This window comes from Henriciella sp. AS95 (assembly GCF_038900055.1).
GTDB lineage: Bacteria > Pseudomonadota > Alphaproteobacteria > Caulobacterales > Hyphomonadaceae > Henriciella.
The window spans coordinates 2847962-2870812 of record NZ_JBBMQM010000001.1; the positions used below are offsets into that span (position 1 = coordinate 2847962).

Consider the following 22851-nt stretch of genomic DNA (forward strand, 5'->3'; position numbering starts at 1 on the left):
TTGTGCACAAGCTGGCAGGGGCGCCCATATGAGCGCCCCGCACCTGATCAGAATGTTTGCTTCACCCCGACAGAGACGACCCGCCCAAGGGTCGACCCATTGGCATAACCGTCAATGTCGTCGAAATATGGCGGGTCTTCGTCGAGCAGATTGTCGACGCCGAGGCTGAGCACGGTATCGCCGCGCCAGCTGTCATTGCCGGGCAAGGTCCAGCGTCCGGTCAGATCGACCGTCGTGAAACTGCCGACATCACTTGTAGCTGACACGTCATAGCCCGCGCTGTGATTGGCCCGAAGCGAGGCTTCGAAGTCGCCCATTGACCAGCCGAAGTCCGCAACCAGCTGAAGTCTGCTGACACCGAATTCGAGCGCATCGACTGTCGCAGCGCCCTGTGCCGCGGTCACATCGCGGCCAAGCGTATAGGTGCCCCATACACCGGCATATAGGCCGCCAATATCGGTTTCAGTCTGGTAGCGAACACCGAAGTCCAGACCATCCGTCTTGACCGAGCCGAGATTGTTGCGACGCGCATCGACCAACAGATAGGGTGAGGTCGCAAAGAATAGCGCCTCAAGGCTTGGCGCGTTTTCGACGCGAAGCCCCTCTCCCACGGCGAGCGCATCTGCGAGCGTCGGATTGACCGTGTAGAACGGCTCATATGCCTCAGTGCTAAAGAAACCCGGCTCGCTGACCGGCACGATCGCGATCTGGTCTGTGAACTCGACATTGAAATAGGTCAGCGAGACCAGCAAGCCTTGCAGGGCCCCATCCATGGGAACCCAATCCACGCCAAACGAATAGGTTTCCGCTTCTTCAGGCCTCAGATCCGGATTTCCCCCGGCAACGACAACGGTCGGCCGGAGGAAGTCGGTCGGCGCGGCGCCTGGGGCAAGGTACGGGCTGATTGGAACGACCTGTATACGCGTATCGACCGAATTGCCGGTGTCCGCCAGCGATGGCGCATGGAAAGACGTGCCCCAGCTGCCGCGAACGGCGATGTCGGATGTCGGCTTGTATGTGAAACCGACCTTTGGGTTCGTGGTGTCGCCGACGTCGCTATAGCTGTCATAGCGTGCCGAAACAGACGCATCGAGACTCCCTAGCCCTTCATTGTCGAACAGGGGAAACAGAACCTCGCCAAAGACAGATGAGATGTCTCGCGAGGAATCGGCACGAAAGAGGTCGAGCGCCTGACGGGGCCCCTGCCCTTGAGCCGCATCGATCTTTTCCTCGATGAACTCTGCACCGACAGCCAGTTTCACATCGCCTGACGGGAGGCTGAACAGCGTGCCATCCGCGACACTTTTGAGCTGCAGCAGCTCCTGCTGGCTGTCGCCATAAATCTGGAAGTCGCCGATCGCGGCCAGAACAGCCGGATTGGTCGCGCTGACATTATAGGGGTTGAGCGCCGTTTCCGGCGTCGTGCCAGCGAGCGCCGCGGCTTCGGCAAGGGCGTTGATCTGGTTCGAGCGAACCACATTGTCGCTTTGGCCGTAATTGGCAGACAGTTTCAGCTGCCAGGTCTCGCTGAAATCCCAGGTGAGTTGCGGGGTGACCATCCAGGAAGACAGTTCCGATCCGCTCTCCAGCGCAGGCCCGAAGACATCAGCATAGGAGAATGTGACCGTCTGGGATTGTTCGCCGAAGATGCTCTGGAAGTAGGGATTGGCCGCCGTGATCGTGCCTTGGCCGCGAACGCCCGTTCCCGTTCCGGGCCCCTGCCCCTGATGAACCGTTTCCCTGTCGGAGGAGTAGGCCGAAATCTCGAATGTAAGCGTATCGCTCAGATCCTGTGTAAGTTTGCCGAAGAAACGATGGTCTTCTTGCTCAGGGTAAACGGTCAGGACATCCGTTTCATCGCACAGGTTTGCTCCGACCGTGAAGGTCGGCAGGGCGAAGGGAATGTCATTCGCGATGACTGTTCCGGGCGAACAGTTCACACTGCGATAGTCGGTCCCGCCGCGCGCGGTGTGGTCCTGGTAAATATAGTCCCGGTCACGCCCGAAAACATCGTCATGCTGGTTGTAATTATAGGCGGCATAGACATTTCCGCCATCCCAGCTCTTGCCCGCGAGGACAGACGCATTGGTGGAGTCGAACTCATCCCCAAAGCCCTGACGCACCGAGAGTTCAATACCATCCACTTCGCTGCGGGGAATGAAGTTGATCACCCCGCCGATAGCATCAGACCCGTAGATGGATGAGCCGCCATCGAGCACGACCTCGACATTGCCGAGAACGCTGGGCGCGATGGAAGACGGGTCGGGCGAGGTCTGCAGCACGCCGCTGCCGACCATGCGCTGCCCGTTAAGCAGAACGAGCGTCGTGGAGCCGCCGGACGCCCCGAGATTTCGGAGATTGGGCCGGTTGAACGGGTTCGCGATCGTCGCGCCTGGTGTCGGCACCGTATTGAAGGCGTTGGAAACCTGAGGAACGTTCGCAAGCAGGTCGTTGGACGAGGCTGGCGCAATATCCTGGATCAGGTCTTCGCCGATTGAAATTGTGTTTGTCCCCGTTGGCGCGACACCCCTGATCAACGTACCCGTCGAGGCTTTGACCTGGACCGTCTCCAGCGTTCGCGTTTCATCCGCGTCATCGACCGTCTCTGGGCCCGGTTCCGCATCCTGTGCGAAGGCCATGCCTCCGGCACAAAGCGCGTAGACCGATACCGATGTGATCCGGCCAAGCAGCCGTGCATTCTTTCCCATTCTAAATCCTCCCTATGGTTTTTTGCAGAATGTGTTTTTCGTGGTTTCAAACGGGTCGAGCGCGACCCCTTGGCTCTTTGCGATTTCGACCATCAGGTCGGCCGTCGCGCAGCGCTGCTCATCGCTTGAGAGGCGCTCGTCGGTGCGGAAATCATCGAGAAGGTTTTCGACATCGTCTTCGAGACGCATCCGTCGCAGCCCGCCATCGGCAGGCGTGTCGAAGATGAGGCTTTCGCCGGCAGACGTGTCGTCACCATAGGCCTGCCACGCCGGCAGGTCCTGCTGCGTGCCGCCTCCAGGATGACCGGTGCGCGCAAATTCAGCCCAGTAGGACATCATCTGGCTCGAGAGACGGGTTCGCGAAGCCTTGGTCTCTTCCTTGAAGAACATCTTTTCGTCGGCGTCGGGAACCGCGAATTCCCCGCTCAGAAAGCTGACCTCCAGGCCGTGGACAGCGCCCACGAGAGTGGAAATGTCGGTAAAGTAGTAACTGCCTTCCTCATCCCAGTCGAAGCGATAGGTGAAGACCGGCGAGTCCAGTGCTGCAGACCGGGCCTTTGCGGGTTCCTGCACCCCCAGCACCTGCCAGAGCATGCTCGGATAGGCACCATGGGCGGCATAAGCATCCTTGTCCCTCGGCTTTGGAATCAGACCGAAGGACTTGGCTGTAAACAGCTCGTTCCCCAGGCCGGCGACGAGCGCTTCGTCCCGGTTCGTGCCGATGATGAGAGGTACATCGGTCGCAAGAAAGCGCTCTGCATTGCCAGGCTGGGCGAACGGCTCCGGGATAAGAACGCCGTCCGCTGTGTTGTCGATCTGGCCGATCTCGCCACCCAACGCATTGGCCTTATGTACCGCGCGGTAAGCCTCGAAAATCGTTTCCGCCGGGAGCGCTCTGAGGCGTTCCGCAAAATCAGGGTCTGAGGGTGAGATATCGGCTGGCAGGGCACCGGTCGTCTTCAGCTGTTCGATCGCTTCTGCCGATGACGTGCCGCGCCTGTGACCGGGGTCCTTCGGGCCAGTTTCCGCCTCTTGCATCGAAAAGACGTTGAACCCTGCACTCTGCACAATCGCGCGGTGGAATTTCCCCTCTGCCAGAGGCGACATCATCAGCGCGGTCGTATTGAAGCCGCCGGCAGATTCACCAAACAGCGTGATGCGTTCAGGGTCGCCTCCGAAGGCCTCAACATTCTCGCCGACCCAGTCCAGCCCACGGAGGATGTCCAGAAGCGCAAAGTTCATGGACGCGTCGAGCGGTTCAAGCGCGGACTCGCGGATCGCCTCATGCGCAAACCAGCCCATCGGCCCGAGCCGGTAGTTCAGCGCAACGACGATGACATCGTTCTGCTCGGCAAGACGGCCAAAATCGTCGAAGCCGGCATAGCCGGTCGTGTTCCCGCCGCCATGGACCCAGACCATGACAGGAAGCGGCTCGTCAGTCGCCTCACCGGGCGCCCAGACCGTGAGATACAGACAGTCCTCACGCCCGACGAGGTCACCCTTTTTTCCGGGAAGAATGGGACGTTCATTATACTGGAGACACGCTGCGTACTTGTTATTGGCCTCAAGGATGCCGTCCCAGACAGACGGCGCGCGGGGGGCTCTCCATCTGAGATCGTCGACAGGAGGCGCCGCAAAGGGAATGCCATACCAGGCGCGCGCGCCCGTCTCTTCATTCTTCGTCCCGATGAGACTGCCTTGAGCGATCGACAGCCGTGTCTCGTCGGAGAGGTCCGGAATTGCATAGTCAGGGCGACCTGACGAACAGGCCGCTGCGCCCAGGAATAGTCCTGTCAGAACCATCCATTTCAAATTGCTAGCCATGCGTGCTGATCCCTTCCCGGCCGCCCCTGAGGCGAACGCTGCTTCTCTCCCACCGGAATCCGCACACTATCGGCGCATGCTTTTACATTCCGATTGGAATTAAATTCCACATGGAATTATTTTTGGCAAGACGAAATTTCCGTTCCCGGTAAAATGGCACCGCAAACGGGGTTCAGGATGAGACTCATAGGGCTGGACAAGCCCCTATTCTGCATTCTAGACAAGAAAACATTCCAAACGGAATTTATTTGTTCGCCGAGGCAAGATAAAAGTGCCGGTCTTCTCAGGGAGGGAAGTGTTGAATGGACCCGAAAGTGATCATCGCGGCTATCGCTCCGCTTGCGCTTGCAGCCTGCCTGTCTGCGTCGTCTGAAGATAAAATGACCGATCAGCCCACACCGCTCACCGCGTCATTCGACTGGTTCGAATATACCGGTGATGATCCAGCCTTTAGCGGCGGTCCGCCGGCCGGGGGCTATCTCAATCCGGTAATCGCCGGTTTCTACCCCGACCCAAGCGTCGCCCGTGGTCCGGACGGTTACTACCTCGTCAATTCAACTTTTTCCTACTTCCCCGGAATCCCCGTCTTTCACAGCAAGGACCTCATTCACTGGGAGCAGATCGGCAACGTCATCGATCGGCCGGGCATGCTCGACTTCGATAGGCTTGGCCTTTCGCTCGGCGTCTTCGCGCCGACCATCAAGTTTCATGACGGCACATTCTACGTCGTCACGACTTGCGTCCTCTGCGGCGGGAACTTCGTCGTCACCGCCACTGACCCTGCCGGCCCATGGTCAGACCCGATCTGGCTGCCAGACGTCGGCGGCATCGACCCATCGCTCTTCTTTGAGGAGGACGGGTCGGTCTGGATCATGAACAATGATGCACCGCCCGGCGGCTCCACTTATGACGGCCACCGTGCCATCTGGTTCAGGCAGGTCGACCCGGAAACCTTCCAGTCCATCTCCGAACCCATCGTCCTGATCGACGGTGGCGTGCGTCCCGAAGACAAGCCAATCTGGATCGAAGGCCCGCACATCTATCATGTCGGCGACTGGTATTATCTGAGCGCCGCCGAAGGCGGCACCGCCGTCGGCCATTCGCAGGTCGTGCTCCGCTCCAAAGAGCTGACCGGGCCGTACGAGCCTTACGAAAACAATCCCATCCTCACCCAGCGCCACCTGCCAGAAGACCGACCCAACCCGATCACGTCTGTTGGCCATGCTGACCTTGTCCAGGATGCCAATGGCGACTGGTGGGCGACTTTCCTGGGCGTGCGACCCTATGAAGGCGACTTCTACAATACAGGCCGCGAGACCTTCCTGCTTCCGGTTGAGTGGAAGGATGGCTGGCCGGTCATTCTCGAAGGCGAGGAAGAGGTACGCTACCGGATGGACACACGCCCTGCGCCCCTCGGCTCCATTGGCGAACACTATCCCATGTCCGGCAATTTCACACTCCGGGAAGATTTTGACGGAGATGAGCTGCCCTTCCACTGGGTGACGCTGCGTGTGCCCACATCCGAATGGTGGGCGCTTGAAGATGGCGCCCTCAAGCTTGAAGCGCGCCCTGTCGAGCTTGGCTCCGGCACCCAGCCCTCTTATCTCGGCCGCCGCCAGCAGCATCAGAACGCTGTCGCCACCACGCAGGTCACGTTCAACCCCGAAACTCCCGGTGACGAGGCCGGCCTCGCCATCCTCCAGAGCGACGACTATTTCTACGCGCTCGGCCGGACGCTCTCTGACGACGGAACGCCGGAAATCGTCCTGCGCAAACGCGAGGGCGCCAGTACGCCCGCCAAAGGAGAGATCATCGCCACGGCGCCCTTCTCAGGCAAAACGGCCGAACTGAAGATCACAGCGCGCAAGGACAAATACGATTTTGCCTTCCGCGCGCCTGGCAGCCCTGAGTGGACAGAGCTCGAAACCGGCCTCGACGGCAAGATGCTCTCAACCCGCGTCGCAGGCGGCTTTGTTGGCGCAACCTTCGGCCTCTATGCCGAGGCTGACCCGCGCTGATCAGACCAATTCCAACATTTAGAGGAGCAACATCATGCATTCACGACTTAGTCTCATTCTCGGCGCTCTCGTCTTTGCGAGCATGCCATCCATGGCCGACACAGGAACCACTGACAAAAGCGCCGTGGAAGCAACACAAGAGCATTTTTCTGCCAACTCTCCGATTGTGGCAATCGTATCGGATCCGCAGGCAAAAGCGGTACTCGATCGCATCTTTCCGACGCTGACGGACCATGCGGCCTTCGATCAGTTCAAAGCCATGAGCCTCCGTCAGCTTCAGCCATATTCCGAGGGTGGAATCACCGACGCTCGAATCGCCGAGGCGGAGGAAGCGTTCAAGGCTATCAATTCCGACGAATAACGGAGCATGGCGAGGCCGGAGCGCGCCTAGCCTGAAAGCTGAATTATTCGGCGAAAAGCAGGGCTGTGACGGTCTGGATGTGGGACTCAATGGCGTCCTGCGACGTCATCTCGACGTCGTACAGCGACTTCACTTCCTTCGAGAGGACGAAGGGAAGCTGGCACATGGCCACGACGATATAGAGAAGGGAAACCGGCGAGACCCCGGACAGGCGTCCGGACGGAAGTTCGCTCGAAACCTTGTTGATGGTCTCATGGCTGGGGCGGATGAAATTCTCCGCCATCCAGTCCAGCCGCTCCCCGCCCCGCACAGATTCGGCAATCATGATCCGCGCGTGGTTGGTATTGCGGGCGCAATAATAGATGTATTTGCGCAGAAACAGCTTCAGCCGCTCCCTGGCCGGCAGGTTCAGCTCATCCGGCTGGAAACTCAGCTCCTGTTCGGCGCGCTTGAACATCTGGCGAACCGTCTCGCGCCAGAGCTCATCCTTCGACCCGAAATGATAGCGGATCGTCGTATGGGTCACCCCCGCCGCAGCCGCGATGTCGCGCGTATTGGCCGTATCATAACCCTTCTCGGCGAAGACCTCATAGGCCACGTCGAGAATCCTCGAGCGCGTTTCAGCAGCCCGGGCCTGAACCGGCTTTCTCGGCCGCGGCGTTGGCGATGTATTGGAGTTTGCCATCTGATCCTTGTGTTTAATCATTGTGGTCGCTCATGGCTCCATCAATGATATAGCTTCCTTCTACAGCAGGTATAACGAGCCGGCGCGCTAGACAATCTCGTCTGCCGCGAAAGCGACACCCTGCCCCAGCGCCTGGACACTGTCCGGGCCAATGTGGGCCGCATAGTCAATCGCTTCTATCGCCCAGTCCCCGGTCGTTTCATCGAAATAGGCAAGGTCGCGCCGGTCTATCTGAAAACGCACAACAGCCGTCTCTCCGGGCGCGAGGGACACCCGTCTGAAACCTTTCAGCAGGAAGGCTGGCCGGTCAATCTGGCTTTCAGGGAAGCCGACATAGAACTGGACCACTTCCTCAGCCTGACACGCACCGGTATTAGTCACGTCGGCCTCGAACTGGGTCTTGCCCCCGGCTGTTACTTTTCTCGCCGGGCCATAGTCGAAGCTTGAATAGCTGAGGCCATACCCGAAGGGAAAAGCCGCCTTCTTTTGCGACTTCGCCAGCAATGTGTAGCCATGATAGAGACCGTATTCGATCTCGTCGGCATTCGGGTCGAAGAATGGCAGGTCGCGCTCATCCTGCGGGATCGTGAACGGGAGTTTGCCGCTCGGTGATACATCCCCGAATACGACGCGCGCGAACGCCGTGCCCCCTTCCATGCCGGGATACCAGACCATCATGATGGCGGCAGGCTTGTGCTTCCAGCTTTCCATGGTCACGGCGCTTCCCGCCATGATCGCCACCAGCGTGTTGGAATTAGCCGAGCAGACCCGGTCAATCAGGTCTTCGTCGCGATCGAGCAGACGAAGCTGATCCCGGTCGCCGCCGCGCGAGTCCATCTTCTTTTCGCTATCGAGGCCTTCCATTGCCTCATTGCCGGGAATGAACTCGCCTTCGTCTTCCCAGGTAAAGCCGGCCGCGACGATGCAGACATCCGCCTTGGCCGCCAGCGCCGTTGCACGCTCGGGGTCGGTGCCGTCATCGTGAATGATCTCGATGGGGTCGCTCGCGCGTGCCTTCAGACCCTCAAGCAGCGTAACGACATAAGGCGGCACAGTCCTGCTGGAGCCGTGATCGCCCAGATTCTCCTTGTCCATGAGCGGTCCGAAACAGGCGATTGTCATCGGTTTGGACGCATCGAGTGGAAGCAGGCTGTCATTCTTCAGGAGAACGAAGCTCTTCTCGGCGACTTCCTGCGCAAGCTGCCGGTGCGTTTCGCGGGCAATGTCTTCCTCGTCATAGGCGCGACCATCTTCCGCCCGGCTGAACGCAAACTGGGTCCGCAGGATACGGCGGACCGCATCGTCGATCGCCCAGCGGGACACCTCACCGTCATTGACGGCGGTGACGAGGTTCTTGCCGAAGAAAATCGGCTCGGGGTTTTCAACATCCAGTCCAGCCTCGGCGGCGTCCGCGCCATAGGCCCCTTTCACCCAGTCGGAATGGACGAAGCCCTTGAAGCCCCACTCATCCTTCAGGATATCCCTCAACAGGCGCCGACTATGACCGCAATAGTCGCCATTTACCTTGTTATAGGCACTCATCACCGACGCGCATCCGGCGTCCAGGACGCGCTTGAAGTGCGGCAGATAAACCTCACGCATCACGCGTTCGCTGGCTTTGACGTTCACGCGGAAACGGGAGTTCTCGATACTGTTGAGGGCATAGTGTTTGACTGTGGCGATCACATTATGCGCCTGTATGCCTTCGCAGAGCGCGGCGCCCATTTCGCCGAGCAGGTATGGGTCCTCACCATACGTCTCCTGGGCGCGTCCCCAGCCCGGGTGGCGCAGCAGGTTGATGCAGATTGCGCCGGAAAGCGTCACGCCGATGGCCCTCGCCTCGATGCCCATCACATCGCCAATGCGGCGTTCCAGATCGGTGTCCCATGTCGCACCGCGCGCCATGCTGACCGGAAACGTGCTGGTCGGGCGCTTGCTTCTCACGCCACGCGGGCCATCGCTGAACAGGAGGGGGTCGATTCCGAGCCTCTCGCAGCCACTTCCAGCCTGATAGGTGCGCTGTCCGAACTGGCGATTGTCTTCACCGAAGAAGTATTTGAAGAAGTCGTGTCCGGACATCATCCAGACTTTTTCCTCCAGCGTCAGCTGACCGATAATGTCGTCCAGCTCCTTCTCAAGCTGGTCATCCAGGGCGGCGTTAAAGTCGGAATGTTGGTTACGCATCTTGCTTACTTTCAACTGGGGTCTGTTTCTCGGCGCCGGGCGATTTCACGGACAATCCTTGCGTGGAACTGCTGATCGAGGCGGTAGGTGAGCACCAGGGCCAGACAGATGATGGCGGTGCAGAACGGGATGATCGAAATCATGACCTTGAGGCCGGTCAGGGCGAGCGGCGTCTGCTCGGTATTAGCGACATAGCCGAAGCCATCGAGCAGCAGGCCGGCAATCAGGGTCGCAAAACCGAGCGCCAGTTTCTGCGCGAAGGCGACGGCGCCGAAGATCGTGGATTCTGACCTGATACCCGTCTTCCACTCGCCGTACTCGACCGTGTCCGGAAGGGTCGACCAGGTGCTGAAATAGTTCGCCGAGGAGCCAATGGCGCCAAACGTCAGGATGAGGATCACCGAAACGGGCGACTCGAACGGATTGAACCAGATAGACAAAGTGGCGATGGCAGCGATCGCGCAGCCGCAAGCCCAGACCTGGCGTTTGCCAATTCGCTTTGAAAGTGCGCCCCAGAACGGCACCGCCAGCATGATCGTCACGGCGACCGACAGCAGGGTCACGCCCGTGAGTTCTTCTGCGTCCAGATTGTATTTCAGATAGTAGAGCACCGCCTTGCTGGAGATCGTCGCGCCGCACATTCCAACCAGGATGATGGCGAAGGCGGTCCAGAAGGCCGAATTATGCTTCAGCATGCGTAGAATATCGCGAATGCTCGGGCCCGGCCCGAGCTCGCCACCTGCCTCGTCCGGCGAGGGCTCACGGGTGCAGAAGGCGCAGACGAGAATGGCAGCGACACCGATGAAGGCATAGAGGACAGAGACGCTCCGGAATCCGGCATGCAGGTCGCCGCTCCCCAGAAGGGCGGCACCATCGCGTGTGAAGGCCGCAATCACGATGCCGGCAATGGTCGCAAACATCATACGATGGACGGCGAGCGCGCCCCGCTCGTCAGAGTCCTGTGTCATCCGCGCCGAGAGCGAGCTGTAGGGCACGCCCACCAGCGTGTAGAATGTCCGGAAGATCAGTTGAGTGGCGAAGGCGAAGGTCGCCGCAGCCCCCGTCGCAGCCATCGGAACGCTGAACATGAGCGCAAAGGATATGCCGAGCGGGATTGCCGCGATGAAGAGGTAAGGACGGAAACGCCCGACAGGGGTTCTCGTCCGCTCAGCGACGACACCGATCACCGGATCGGTGACCGTGTCCCAAAGCATGGCGCCGAAGATGATCAGACCAGCCGTCGTGTTCGATATGCCGACGACGTCGGTGTAATAGAACATGGCGAACAAATTCGTCATGTTCCAGAAGACATTGATCCCGAAATCACCGACGCCAAAGCCGAGCCGCCTGCCGAAACCGAGCTGGGGCGCCGACCGGGCCGCATATCCATGCTGGTCGAGCATGCTCATCGCAGGCCACCCAATGCCGCCATATTACGCCTCCCCGGTTTCGTATCAGCGCCGACCTGCAGCGCCCGCTTGGTTGCGGCGCAAAATGTTTCCAATTGGAATTTAAATCAACCCCAATACGCTGGACAAACCCGCATTTCCCGCTTTAGACACTTAAAAAAGATGCCAATTGGAATTAAATTCCATACTATGAGGAGGCCCGAAATTGCCAGTATTTTCTGAGACTTGCAGACCGGACCAGCAGCGCCTTGCTGCGCACAAGCGCCGGGTTCAGAAAAATGCACCTCGGCCGCTATGCGACTGGGAGCAACGCTGATGACGGGCAAACTTGGCTTCTGGAAAAGGCTGAAAAGTGATTTCATCTACCTTTCAGGCCTGCGGAAAATTGACCAGCGGACGAAGGCCTTCGGCCCGGACGCCAACATCCTCGTTCCCGACATATTGGAAGCGAGCTTCGACAGACATGCCCGAGAACCCGCCTTCTTCTTTGAGGGTCAGACACTCACCTATGCCGAGCTTGAAACCCGCGCGAACCGCTTTGCCGCATGGGCGTCGGCGTCAGGCCTGAAGAGAGGCGATACGGTCTCCCTGTTTCTGGACAACCATCCGGACGTCATTGCCATCTGGTTCGGCCTGTCAAAGCTCGGCATCACCGTGGCCCTGATCAACAACAATCTGAAAGGCGACGGCCTTCTTCATTGCCTCAAAACCGCTGATTCGAAGGCCATCATCAGTGGCGAAGAGCTGAGCAGCGCCGTCAGCGACATCCAGTCAGAGCTGGACGGTGCGGTGACGCACAGCATCCTTGGTCGCGGCGCCCTTTCCGAGGAGGCTCTCGCAGCGCTGCCAAACGATCGTCCAGCGCGGTCCGGGCGCGAGGGACTGACGGGCAAGGATATCGCGCTCCTCATCTACACCTCCGGCACGACAGGCCTGCCAAAGGCGGCAAGGATGAGCCACGCCCGCTGCCTCACCATGATGTCGGGCTTCATCGATGCGACCGGCGCTGGTCCCGGCGACCGGATCTATGAAACGCTCCCCCTCTATCACGGCACGACGGGGCTTTGCGGCGTGGGCACCGCCCTTCTGAGCGGGGCGGCTGTCGTCCTGCGCCGCAAGTTCTCCGCCAGCCAGTTCTGGCAGGATGTGCACGACTACAAGGCGACGATGTTCGTCTATGTCGGCGAACTTGGCCGGTATCTCATGAAGAACCCGCCGTCTGACCTGGAACGCGGTCACCAGCTGCGATGCGCCTTCGGCAATGGTATGCGGCGCGATATCTGGACGAAATTCACAGCGCGCACAGGCCTTGAGAAATTCATCGAATTCTATGGGTCGACCGAGGGCAATATCTCACTGATCAACCTCGATTCGCGCCCGGGCGCCGTCGGCAGGATTCCGCCCATCATCAAGGACCGCATGCCCGTCCGGCTGATCGATGTCGAGGCGACGACGGGCGAGGTTCGGCGCACCGTCGAGGGGCTTTGCCATCAGGTGCCCGCTGGGATACCGGGCGAAGCCATCGGAAAGATCCAGGAGACCGATTCCCGCTGGCGCTTTGATGGATATAACGAGAAGGCCGCGACCGAGAAGAAGGTCCTGAGGAACGTCTTCGAACATGGGGATGCCTGGTTCCGGTCGGGCGACCTGCTGACGCAGGACGAGGATGGCTACTTCTATTTCGTCGACCGGCTCGGCGATACATTTCGCTGGAAATCTGAAAACGTATCGACCAGCGAGGTCGAGGAAGTTCTGGCGAAGTGCGACTTCGTCAACATGCCCAACGTGTACGGTGTGGAAGTTCCGCACGCCGAGGGCCGGGCAGGAATGGCCGCAATCTCCGTGTCCGGTGCCCCGGACATGGATGGTCTCTACCGGCACGTCATGCAGGCCTTGCCAGCCTATGCCAGACCGGTCTTCCTGCGCGTGCTTCCCGATCTTGAAGTCACCGGAACGATGAAATTCCGCAAGGTCGATCTCGTGCGCCAGGCCTATTTGCCATCGCCGGGCCAGCAGGATGTGTGGATCATCGATCCCTCAGCCAAAACCTACAGACCCATAACAAGTGCCGACATCGAGCAGATCGAGGCGGGAACGGTCAGGCTTTGATGCCTCAGACCGGCGAGGAGGAATAAATCATGCGCATCCTGAAATGGACCGGTATCGGCCTTGCCATTCTTCTCGGACTGGCTGTCTGCGCCGCTGTGGCCGGATATTTCCTTGCTCAGCAGCGTATCAAGTCGGCAATGACGCCGCCGGTGGCAGACCCCGCCCCTTCCTCGCTGACGGCATACCTGGACGACGACTTTGAGCCGCAGGCACCGCCGCAGCTCTACAATCCTCAATCAATTTCCTCCTTCGCCGACGAGGCCCTGCTCAACACGCAGGCCCGGCCGTGGACGCGCTGGTGGTGGCCGGGCGGTGACGTCGATGCGGAGACGGCCTGCGCGCAGCTGGAAGACTTGCACGATGCCGGGTTTGGCGGCGTGGAAATCCAGCCCTTCAATGCTGGCCTCGCCATCATCGAGGACGAGGCCTGGCAGGCGCGTATCAACAGCTTCGACAGCGAGGACTATTACGCCACGCTGGGCCGCGTCATGTCCTGCGCCAGGAGCTTGGACATGCAGGTCTACCTGAACCATCTCAGCGGCTGGCCGGCCGGCGGCCCGGAGGTCCCGGTGACCGAAGGCATGAAGGAAATCCGCTACGCCGAAAAACGCGTCAAAGGCGGCCGTATGATCGACATTGACCTGCCCGCGCCAGAGCCGAGCTACAACGATATTGCGATGGCTGTCGGCGAGATCTTCTTCGGCGCGGACCTCTCCAATTTCGTCCCGGATGAAAGACAGGTTCTGGCCGTTCTGGCTGCCACACCGGTCGCCGGAAAGCACGCGTCCAACCCGCTGGATGTCACGAATACCGTGCAGCTCGACCCTGACTCTGTCGTTGATCTCTCAAGCTTCGTCGAAGACGGCCGGCTCAACTGGGAGGCCCCTGATGGCGATTGGGCGATCATGGCAATTTACGCCCAGCCTGCTGGCGAAGCGCCCACCCTGATCGCGTCAGAGCGCAGCGGCTACGTCATCGACCACCTCGATGCGGACATCGTCGCCGGTCATTATGGCTATGCCTATGGCCCCCGCACCGGGCTGGAAGAATTCTATGGCGCCCCGTTCATGGGCGTCTTCAATGACAGCCTCGAGTTCAAGCTGGACCGACTCGGTTCGGTCGACATCCTTGAAGAATTCAAAAAGCGACGCGGCTACGACCTCACACCGCACCTCCCGGCGATCTTCATCCCCGCACGCGACAATTTCTTCCTCACCGAAGTCGGACGCCAGCAACCGGCCCCCTCCTTCAGCCTGGACGAAACCGACGAGCGAATCCGCCACGACTATCAGAAAACCGTGTCTGACCTGATCATCGAGCGCTTCGCAAGCGAGAGCGCGGACTGGGCAGAAGCGCGCGGCCTCGCCTCCAAGGCACAAACCTATGGCTCGGACTTCGATGTGCTCGCCGCGATGGGCCAGAACACAATGCCTGAGACCGAACAGCTCTTCGCTGGTGGGTCGGAGTACGCCCTCAAGCTCGCGACATCTGGCGCGGAAATCTATGACCGGCCGGTCGTCTCCGCCGAGTCCTTCGTTTGGTACAAGCTCGCCTATGCCGTGTCTCCGGAGCAGATCAAGGCAGCAGCCGACAAGCTTTTCCTGAGCGGCGTGAACCAGATCATCTATCACGGCATCCCTTACGTGCCGCAGGATGACGCCTACAGCGAAGAATTCGGTGATCTCGGCTGGTACCCATTTTCCGGGCCGGAGAATGACAGCAATTTCTCGGGCAATTACGGACCCGCCTCTCCGGTCTGGGACGTGCTGCCGGACCTCAACGCCTATCTCACGCGCGCCCAGTCACTCCTGAAAGCAGGCCACCAGCGCTCCGATCTCTTCATCTACTACCCGTTCCTCGGCTTCCCGCATCAGATCGAGGATTCTGAGGTTTTCTCCGAAGAGTTCCTGTTTATGGGGGCGCTACCCGGCGAAACCCAGGCGCAGCGCGATGAGCCGATTTCCATCCCCTTCAGCAAGCTGCCCGAGCACGCGCCAGAAGACCAGATCGACCCGCGCCTGCGCTGGCTGGAACAGATCCGTCCGCTCACAGAACGGCTGAACGAAGCCGGCGTGACCTGGTCCTGGATCAATGATGACGGCATCGCCCGTTTTGATCCGGCCACAGACGAAAGTGCGCGCATCCTGATTGCGGACGCTCCCTGGATCGAACGCGCGACCCTCGAAGCCCTGATCGAGACAGAAGACATGGCAGACCGGGTGACCATCTGGGGTGCCCCGCCGAGGCGCCAGCCCGGCTTCCTGGACTTTGAGGCGAACGACGCCTGGATTGCCAGAACAGCCGCCGAGCTTGCCTCAAATGGCGGGCCAGCCACGCCCGAAGCGCTCATCGACTGGCTGGCTCCGGCGCTGCGCCTCAAGCGGAACGAGACCATCCGGCACTACGCCCGGTATCTCACCGCCGGGACAGAAATTCACTTCCTCGTCAACCAGTCGCGCGACCGGCACACCGCCCTTGCCGTGCCGTCGCGCCAGCATGCCCATGCCTACTGGTTCGACGCAACCGCAGGCATTGCATGGGATGCGGCCCCGATTGAGGCAGGCGCGTTTGAGGTTGACCTCGATGGCCTTCAGTCCCGCTTCCTGATCTTGTCGGATGAAGCGATCTCCAGCATCGGCGCTGCGCCAGACGCGATCACCAATTCCATAAAGATCAACGGGCCATGGACGATCAGATCGGGCGAACTCACGCTGGACGATCAGACCTCGCTGCCGGACCTTCGAACCGTCGACGGGTTCAGGCATGCTGACCAGCCGCTCGTCTACTCGACAGCGTTAAACCTGGAAACGGACGAGCCCTGCCCTTGCCCCGCGCAGCTATCGCTTGGCCGTGTCGAGGGCGTGGTCCAGGTCCGTGTGAACGGCGAGGAATTTCCGCCGGCCGGTCTTGTACCCATGACGATCAATCTCGTCGACGCCCTGCAGCCGGGGCGCAACACGCTGATGCTCACCATCAAGCCGCCAAGGCGTAATGAACTCGTCGGCAAGGCGCTGGCGGGCGATCCGCTCCTTGAGCAGGTCCTGCCACAACAGGAGGAGCTCGCGCCAATCGGGCTCTTCGGCCCTGTCCAGCTCGACCTGCTCGCCCCGGCTCAAACGCCGTCTCTTCCAACTGACAGCGAGTAAGACGAGACATGAAACTCTGGCAAAAAATTCTTGTCGGCTTGCTGGCGCTTGTCGTCCTTCTTGCCGTCATGGGCTTCGCCTTCCGGCAGACGCTGGGCCGCATAGCAGTCGACCATTTCACAAAGGAGCTGATCGGCCCGCGCCCGGCCTTTCGAAATACGGATTTCTCTGTCGAAACCGAATGGGTCACCATGCGCGACGGGACGAAACTGTCGACGGATATCTACACGCCTGACGGCGATGGCCCATGGCCGACGCTCCTCGTGCGGGACGCCTACCAGTTCCAGAAATACCTCACCTGTCACTACTACGTCCGATACGGCTATGCCTGCGTCCATCAGGATGTGCGCGGACAGGGCGAATCCGAAGGCGAGTGGTACCCGCTGAAACATGAAGCTGATGACGGCGCCGACACGCTCGAATGGCTGACAGGGCAGCACTTCCAGAACGGCAACATCGCGCTCGTCGGCGGATCCTATCTCGGGCTCGTCCAGTGGGCTGTTGCCGACCGCCTGCCTCCGGAGGTGAAGACCATAGTGCCGACCACCTCGCATGGCGGCTTTTATGACATGGTCTATCGCGGCGGCCATTTCACGCAGGGCATTGCCGGGCTCTGGTCTGCGGAAATCTTCCACCCGCTTCAGGACAAGGAAGCCGCCACCAAACAGTGGCTGGAAACCGTCATCCCCGTGCACCCGGCAAGCGACGCCCCAAAAGACCTCTTCATGGGCGCATGGCCCTCCTATTCGGACTATATCGCTCACCCTGACCGAGACGACGCCTACTGGCAGCAGGATTTCTACCGCCAGATTGACCAGTCCTATCTCTCCGTCCAAGTGCCTGTGCTCTGGATCGCCCGCTGGCATGACTTCTTCCTGGAAGGCACGCTGAACAGGGTGGACGACCTGCCAAGCCGTGCCGATAGCCTGCTCCTCATACAGCCGGGACAGCATGGCGGCCTGACCAATGAGCTGAACTATACCGACAAACGCTTTCAGGAGTTCGAGACGAACCTCGCCTGGCTAGATCACCATCTGAAGGGCGAGCCGCTCCCCGAAACGCTGCAGCATCCCGTCATCTATTATGAAAACGGCGCTGACCGGTGGCAGACCGCCGACTCCTGGCCCCCCGCCGACCGCCAGTCGCTTCAATTCCACCTGACGCGGCTCGACCAATCCGCGACGTGCAGGGGAAGTCTCGCTGAAACCGCCCCCTCATCGCCCGAGGCCGCAGCGCAGTACACCTACGACCCGGCGACCCCGGTTGAGACCAAAGGCGGGGCCTTCCTGCTCAATCCGAACATCGCCCCACCCGCCATCGCCGACCAGGGCCGCACGGCCTGCGAACGCGATGACATCCTTTCCTTCGTGAGCGAGCCCTTCGACGCCGGGCTTCACATCGCCGGCAGCATCGAGGTTTCGCTCGACGTTCAGACCGATGCGCCTGAAACCGCGTTCACAGTGAAAATCTCGGAAGTCTTCGAGGATGGCCGCGTGCTCAACATTCGCGATGACATACAGACCTACCGCCCCGCTTCAACGCCTGACGACGCCGCTCTTGTCTTCGACCTTGTCCCGATTGACTGGACACTCGCGCCGGGCTCACGGTTGCGGCTGGACGTTTCCTCGTCAAACTTCCCCGCCTTCCCGGCGCATCCGAACAAGGCCGGCGTCTGGAGCGAAATCGCCTCTCCCGCCACCGCCCGCCAGACGCTCTCTGGCGGATCGGTCAAGCTGCCGATAATAAAGGAGTGACTGCCGGGCGGCGCGCGCAAGACAGTCTGCAAGCTAGGATCCAGCCAGCCGAGCCAGCTCGGCCTTCTTGATCTTCTTGGCGAGCGACCATTTGTGGACTTCGGTCGGCCCGTCATAGATGCGGAAGGCGCGGACTTCGCGGAACAACTGCTCGACGATGGTGTCGCGGCTGACGCCCATGCCGCCCATGACCTGCACACAGCGGTCGGCCACTTTGAACAGCGCTTCGGAGACGGCAACCTTTGCCATTGAGCTTTCGACATTGCCATTCTCGCCGCGGTCCAGCGCATCGGCGCACCAGTCGATCATCAGCGAGCATTGCTGAAGGTCGATCTTGTTCTCCGCCAGCATGAAACCGACGCCTTCATGATCGACGAGCAGCTTGCTAAAGGCCTGCCGCTTGCACGCATACTCGGTCGCGATTTCATTCGCGCGTATCGCGACGCCAAGCCAGCGCATGCAGTGCGAAAGCCGCGCCGGCGCGAGCCGGATCTGCGCGTATCGAAAGCCCTCGCCCGGATTGCCAAGCATGTCCGTTGCCGGCACGCGAAGATTGTCGATCACCACTTCGGAATGCCCACCCGGCATGGAGCTATCAATCGTGTCGAGCACGCGCTCGATCCGGACGGCATCATTTGGCAGGTCGACGAGGAACATGCAGGCGCCCTCTTCCGATTTGGCCATGATGATGCCGACCTTCGCGCCCAGGGCCCCCGTAATGAACGTCTTGCGGCCATTGATGACCCAGTGATTGCCGTCCTGCACGCAGGTCGTTTTCATCATGGACGGGTCCGAGCCGGCCCCTTCGTATTCTGGCGGCTCCGTCATGAAGAAGGCAGACCGCGCCTCGCCGGAGACAAGCGGCTTCAGGAAGCGCTCATGCTGCTCTTCGTTAGCGACCTTGCCGAGGAGGAACATATTGCCCTCGTCTGGCGCGCCGGTGTTGCACGCCACAGGGCCAAGCGGCGAAAGTCCGGTCTTTTGTAGAACGTAAGCCGTACCGCGCTGAGACAGGTGCGAGCCATCCTCGAGGATATGCGGCGTCATCACGCCAGCATCGCGCGCCTTGTCGCGAATTTCCTTCACGAGCTCTTCGCTTGGGCCGTGGTCTTCGAGGCGAGGGTCGCGCTCATACGATGCGACGACGTCGCGGATAAATGCTTCGACCCGATCGCCAATCTGCTTGGCGATGGCTTCATCTGGATAGTTCAACGATACACCTCTTCATATTCTACAGGTCGCGCTCACACGGAGTTTCAACGCGACGCGAAAGCAGGCTGCCAAGCAGACGAACGATATTTCGATCTCTCCAGCGTTCCAGCAGGTGAGCCTTTCGCCCCTGACCTCCCAAATTATTTAATACGCTTGTTTCCGCATAAGTCGCCCCTCTTAGTCAATTCCAAAGACGGATCTTTCTCCGGCTCCCCCTAAGTCAAGCTGCCGGATCGCGAAAGTCATACTAATTGATACAGAAACTGATCCTAAAATCATCAGTAGTACGGCCATGACAAAGTCAGCCCAGCAGCGAATTGAGCTCTGGATAACACCACCGACTTCATGTAGAACATATGTACTATATCTGACCCTGGCGACGTACTCTTCGAATGAGCTGGGCGGACAACAAATAAACGCCCTCGCGGCGGATAGAGGGAGAACGACGATGGATACACGCAACGATACAGACCAGCAGGCAGGAAGCGGACCGTGTGCCGGCCTTCGCGTCATCGAGATATCGACCATGGTGTCAGGACCATTCGCTGGCCAGTTGCTGGGTGATCTCGGTGCAGAGGTGATCAAGATCGAGACCACTGCCGGCGACCCCATGCGGGCCAACCAACCGTCATATGACGGGATGTCCGCCTATTTCTCCCTCTTTAATCGTAATAAGCAGAGCATCTGCCTCGACCTCAAATCAGATGAAGGCCGATCCATTGCGGCAGACCTGATCGCGAGCGCCGATGTGGTACTCGAAAACTTCCGTCCCGGCACGATGGACCGGCTCGGCCTCGGCTACGAGACACTCCGCAAGGACAATCCGGGCCTCATCTATGCAGGCCTGTCAGGCTTCGGAACAGACGGCCCCTATAAGGACAAGCCTGCCTACGACCACGTCATTCAGGCGATGAGCGGAGCAATGTCTGTTATGGGCTCACCGGATAATCCCGTACCCATCCACCACATCATTGCAGACAAGGTCGCGTCGATCATGACCTGCAACGCCGTCCTTGCGGCGCTGCTTCATCGCGAGCGCTCCGGCGGTGCTGGCCAGAAAGTCTCCACCTCCCTGATGAAGACCTATGCCGCCTTCCTGATGCCGGACCTGCTGAACAATTTCATGTTCCAGACCAAGGACATACAGAAGATTCCCAACATCAAGATCCATCATCCGCTACGCGTGAAAGATGGAAGCGTGATGGGGCACGTACAGCTTAACCGCCAGTTCGAGGCGCTCTGCACGATCCTGGGGCGTGAGGATTTGATAGAGGACAAACGCTACAACACGCCCTGGGCGCGTATCTTCAACTATGCGGACTTCTGGAAAGAGCTCGAAGAGCCAGCCTCCAGGATGACGAAAGCCGAACTCATCGCACTGGCCGATGAACATGGCATTCCCCTGGCACCGGTGAACACGGTCGAAGAATTCATGGAAGACCCGCAGGCCGTCTATTCGGAGTGCTTCATCGACACAGAAGACCCGGAATTCGGCCGGATGCGCACCTCCGGCTTCTTTGCAGACTTCGAGACCTCACCGCCTTCTGTCCGGATGCGCGCGCCAAAACTCGGCGAACACACGGAGGAAGTTCTCAAGGCGCTCGGCAAGACCGAGGCGCAAATCGAAGCGGCTCGAAAGGCCGGGACCATCGGCTGACCTGACGCCTTTTCCGACGGCCAAAAAAACTCGAAATATTGACGGGCCGGCTGGTTTGCCGAAGCGCCATCGGCGAAGTTCGCGTGCGTGAAAGTCTGCTGTATTTCCCGTAGCGGGAGTGAAAATCGGGGCGGGTCCAATCGAGATAATCAATGCGGCGGGCGAGGTCGTAACCGTTGTCGCAGAAGATCATGACGCGCTCGACGCACTGGGCATTTCCCGGCGCTGAGCCGTTTCAGGCCAATCACGCTGAGCGCCTTCCAGTGCGTGCACGGGGACACCTGCCCTAGTCCTGATCTTCACCGAGTGAAGACCGGCTGATCGCCAGAAGCGAGAGCGCAATCAAAAACGGCGTGGTAAGCAAGCAAAGCCAGGCCAGTCCGGCTCCAAGCGAGTGCTCGCCCCCAACAATCAACGCGCCAAGCTCAACCGCAACCAGGGGACCAAGCCCGTAACCAAGCAGGGCGATGATGAGCAGATTGACCGCCGCCAGCCGCGCCCTCATCCGGATCGGCCCGAATTGCTGATAGGCGATCGGCGGAATGACGGGAAAAGCCGATCCGAAGAGGATCCCGATACCGATGCAAACATACAGCACCGTTCCGCCAGAAAAGATGCCCATCGCAAAGGCTGGTCCGGAAACACAGGCCGCGATGAACAGAACCGTTACGGCACCGCGGTTCTTCCATCTCCGGTCTATCGCCATCGCCAGTTGCGGCCAGAAGAAATTGCCGATCAGACCTGTCGGCACACCAATCCAGCCGAGCATATACCCCGCTTGCGACAGGCTGAGCCCCTCTTCGCGCACAAGGAATGTCGGCAGCCAGGTCACGACGGCCAGGCTGAACAGACAATAAACGCCAGCGGCCGTAAGCAAGGGAACGAAAAATAGAGCGCGCTTGCGGATGTAGCCGAAAAAGGCACCCCAGGATGAATAGTCCTGGCCGATTTTGAGAGATTCCCCCCTCGGCGGATTGGCCGCCGTAAACAGGAACACGACCGCGAGCACGACGCCAGGAAGACCGACAAGCATGAAGGTCAGCTGCCAGTGCGCAAGACCTGTCGCCGCGCTAAAGCTGGCGGCGAAGTCATAGGCCATGGCGCCTGCCATGTACGACCCGATGGACATGAAACTGCCCACTGACAGGTAAACCGACATGGGCAGGCTGCGCTTCTCCTTGAGGAACAGGTCAGCGATCAACGAAACTGCGGCCGGGGTCAGCACGGCCTCGCCAAGCGCGACGCCGCAACGCAGGATCAGCAGGCTCCAGAATCCAGTCGCGAAGGCAGACAGCACGGTCGCCACGCTCCAGACGCCGACACCAACCGCGACCACCGTCCGCCTGTCGCGTGTATCCACCAATTGCGCCAGTGGCAGGCCGCCAAACGAATAGACCAGCGCAAAGCCCAGGCCGAGGAGAAGCGCAAGCTGCCGGTCAGCAAGCCCAAGGGCTTGACCGACAGGCTCTGCCATCAGCGCCAGAATGCTACGGTCGATAAAAGACAGGATGAAAAGAACGGTGAGCAGCCCGACCGTGTACCAGGCGTGCCGCATTGACGGCCTCAATGCGGAAACGGGATTGCCTGCGGCCAGAGTTTCGCTTGTCATCTTTTTCCTCAACCTTTTGCCGGCATGGAGCGCTTCAAACGCCCTCTGTTTCTTCGACCGCTGCTGCAGGGCGCGCATGCGTTACCTGCGGTAAAGCCGGCAGACTTCATCTTCCGGCTCGGCCCTTTTGCCTCGTCAATTTGTTCTGAAAACGCTATTGGCATCGCCATTGACG

General features: G+C 60.0%; 13 protein-coding genes. 6 read left to right on the forward strand and 7 right to left on the reverse strand.

The genetic code is table 11. The features are described from left to right. Positions 1-47: 47 nt before the first annotated feature. On the reverse strand, positions 48-2708 hold the full coding sequence (locus WNY37_RS13935) for a TonB-dependent receptor (protein WP_342973997.1): 2661 nt from the start codon (positions 2706-2708) through the stop codon (positions 48-50). Positions 2709-2720: 12 nt separating this feature from the next. Then, positions 2721-4532, reverse strand: a complete 1812-nt coding sequence (locus WNY37_RS13940) for a carboxylesterase family protein (protein WP_342973998.1) — start codon at positions 4530-4532, stop codon at positions 2721-2723. A gap of 302 nt (positions 4533-4834) precedes the next feature. On the opposite strand from WNY37_RS13940, the gene WNY37_RS13945 reads away from it, so the two are divergent. Together WNY37_RS13945 and WNY37_RS13950 are read left to right on the forward strand one after the other, a co-directional pair. Continuing rightward, positions 4835-6550: a glycoside hydrolase family 43 protein gene (locus tag WNY37_RS13945; protein WP_342973999.1), complete on the forward strand. Its 1716-nt coding sequence runs from the start codon at positions 4835-4837 to the stop codon at positions 6548-6550. Positions 6551-6584: 34 nt separating this feature from the next. Next, positions 6585-6911, forward strand: a complete 327-nt coding sequence (locus WNY37_RS13950) for a hypothetical protein (protein ID WP_342974000.1) — start codon at positions 6585-6587, stop codon at positions 6909-6911. A 43-nt stretch (positions 6912-6954) separates the two neighbouring features. Here the strand turns inward: WNY37_RS13950 and WNY37_RS13955 are convergent, their stop codons facing one another. The 3 genes from WNY37_RS13955 to WNY37_RS13965 form a co-directional block, all read right to left on the reverse strand. Then, positions 6955-7617: a TetR/AcrR family transcriptional regulator gene (locus tag WNY37_RS13955; protein ID WP_342974001.1), complete on the reverse strand. Its 663-nt coding sequence runs from the start codon at positions 7615-7617 to the stop codon at positions 6955-6957. Positions 7618-7683: 66 nt separating this feature from the next. After that, positions 7684-9780: a glycoside hydrolase family 3 C-terminal domain-containing protein gene (locus WNY37_RS13960; protein WP_342974002.1), complete on the reverse strand. Its 2097-nt coding sequence runs from the start codon at positions 9778-9780 to the stop codon at positions 7684-7686. Positions 9781-9791: 11 nt separating this feature from the next. Continuing rightward, on the reverse strand, positions 9792-11189 hold the full coding sequence (locus WNY37_RS13965; RefSeq protein WP_342974003.1) for a glycoside-pentoside-hexuronide (GPH):cation symporter: 1398 nt from the start codon (positions 11187-11189) through the stop codon (positions 9792-9794). Between the two features lie 315 nt (positions 11190-11504). Here WNY37_RS13965 and WNY37_RS13970 point away from each other — a divergent pair, with 315 nt between their 5' ends. Genes WNY37_RS13970 through WNY37_RS13980 form a run of 3 tightly spaced genes read left to right on the forward strand, consistent with a single transcriptional unit; the run spans position 11505 to position 18198 of the window. Continuing rightward, on the forward strand, positions 11505-13298 hold the full coding sequence (locus WNY37_RS13970) for a long-chain-acyl-CoA synthetase (protein WP_342974004.1): 1794 nt from the start codon (positions 11505-11507) through the stop codon (positions 13296-13298). A 29-nt stretch (positions 13299-13327) separates the two neighbouring features. Continuing rightward, the gene (locus tag WNY37_RS13975; RefSeq protein WP_342974005.1) at positions 13328-16444 is read left to right on the forward strand and encodes a glycosyl hydrolase; all 3117 of its coding nucleotides are present in this window, start codon (positions 13328-13330) and stop codon (positions 16442-16444) included. Positions 16445-16452: 8 nt separating this feature from the next. Further along, complete coding sequence (locus WNY37_RS13980; protein WP_342974006.1) at positions 16453-18198, forward strand: CocE/NonD family hydrolase; 1746 nt, start codon at positions 16453-16455, stop codon at positions 18196-18198. 33 nt (positions 18199-18231) lie between these two features. Here WNY37_RS13980 and WNY37_RS13985 read toward each other — a convergent pair whose 3' ends face one another. Continuing rightward, positions 18232-19410, reverse strand: coding sequence for an acyl-CoA dehydrogenase family protein (locus tag WNY37_RS13985; RefSeq protein ID WP_342974007.1), 1179 nt, complete (start codon positions 19408-19410; stop codon positions 18232-18234). Between the two features lie 448 nt (positions 19411-19858). Between WNY37_RS13985 and WNY37_RS13990 the strand changes: the two genes are divergently transcribed. Then, the gene (locus tag WNY37_RS13990) at positions 19859-21067 is read left to right on the forward strand and encodes a CoA transferase (RefSeq protein WP_342974008.1); all 1209 of its coding nucleotides are present in this window, start codon (positions 19859-19861) and stop codon (positions 21065-21067) included. A 286-nt stretch (positions 21068-21353) separates the two neighbouring features. Here the strand turns inward: WNY37_RS13990 and WNY37_RS13995 are convergent, their stop codons facing one another. Next, positions 21354-22676: an MFS transporter gene (locus WNY37_RS13995; RefSeq protein ID WP_342974009.1), complete on the reverse strand. Its 1323-nt coding sequence runs from the start codon at positions 22674-22676 to the stop codon at positions 21354-21356. Positions 22677-22851: the final 175 nt, after the last annotated feature.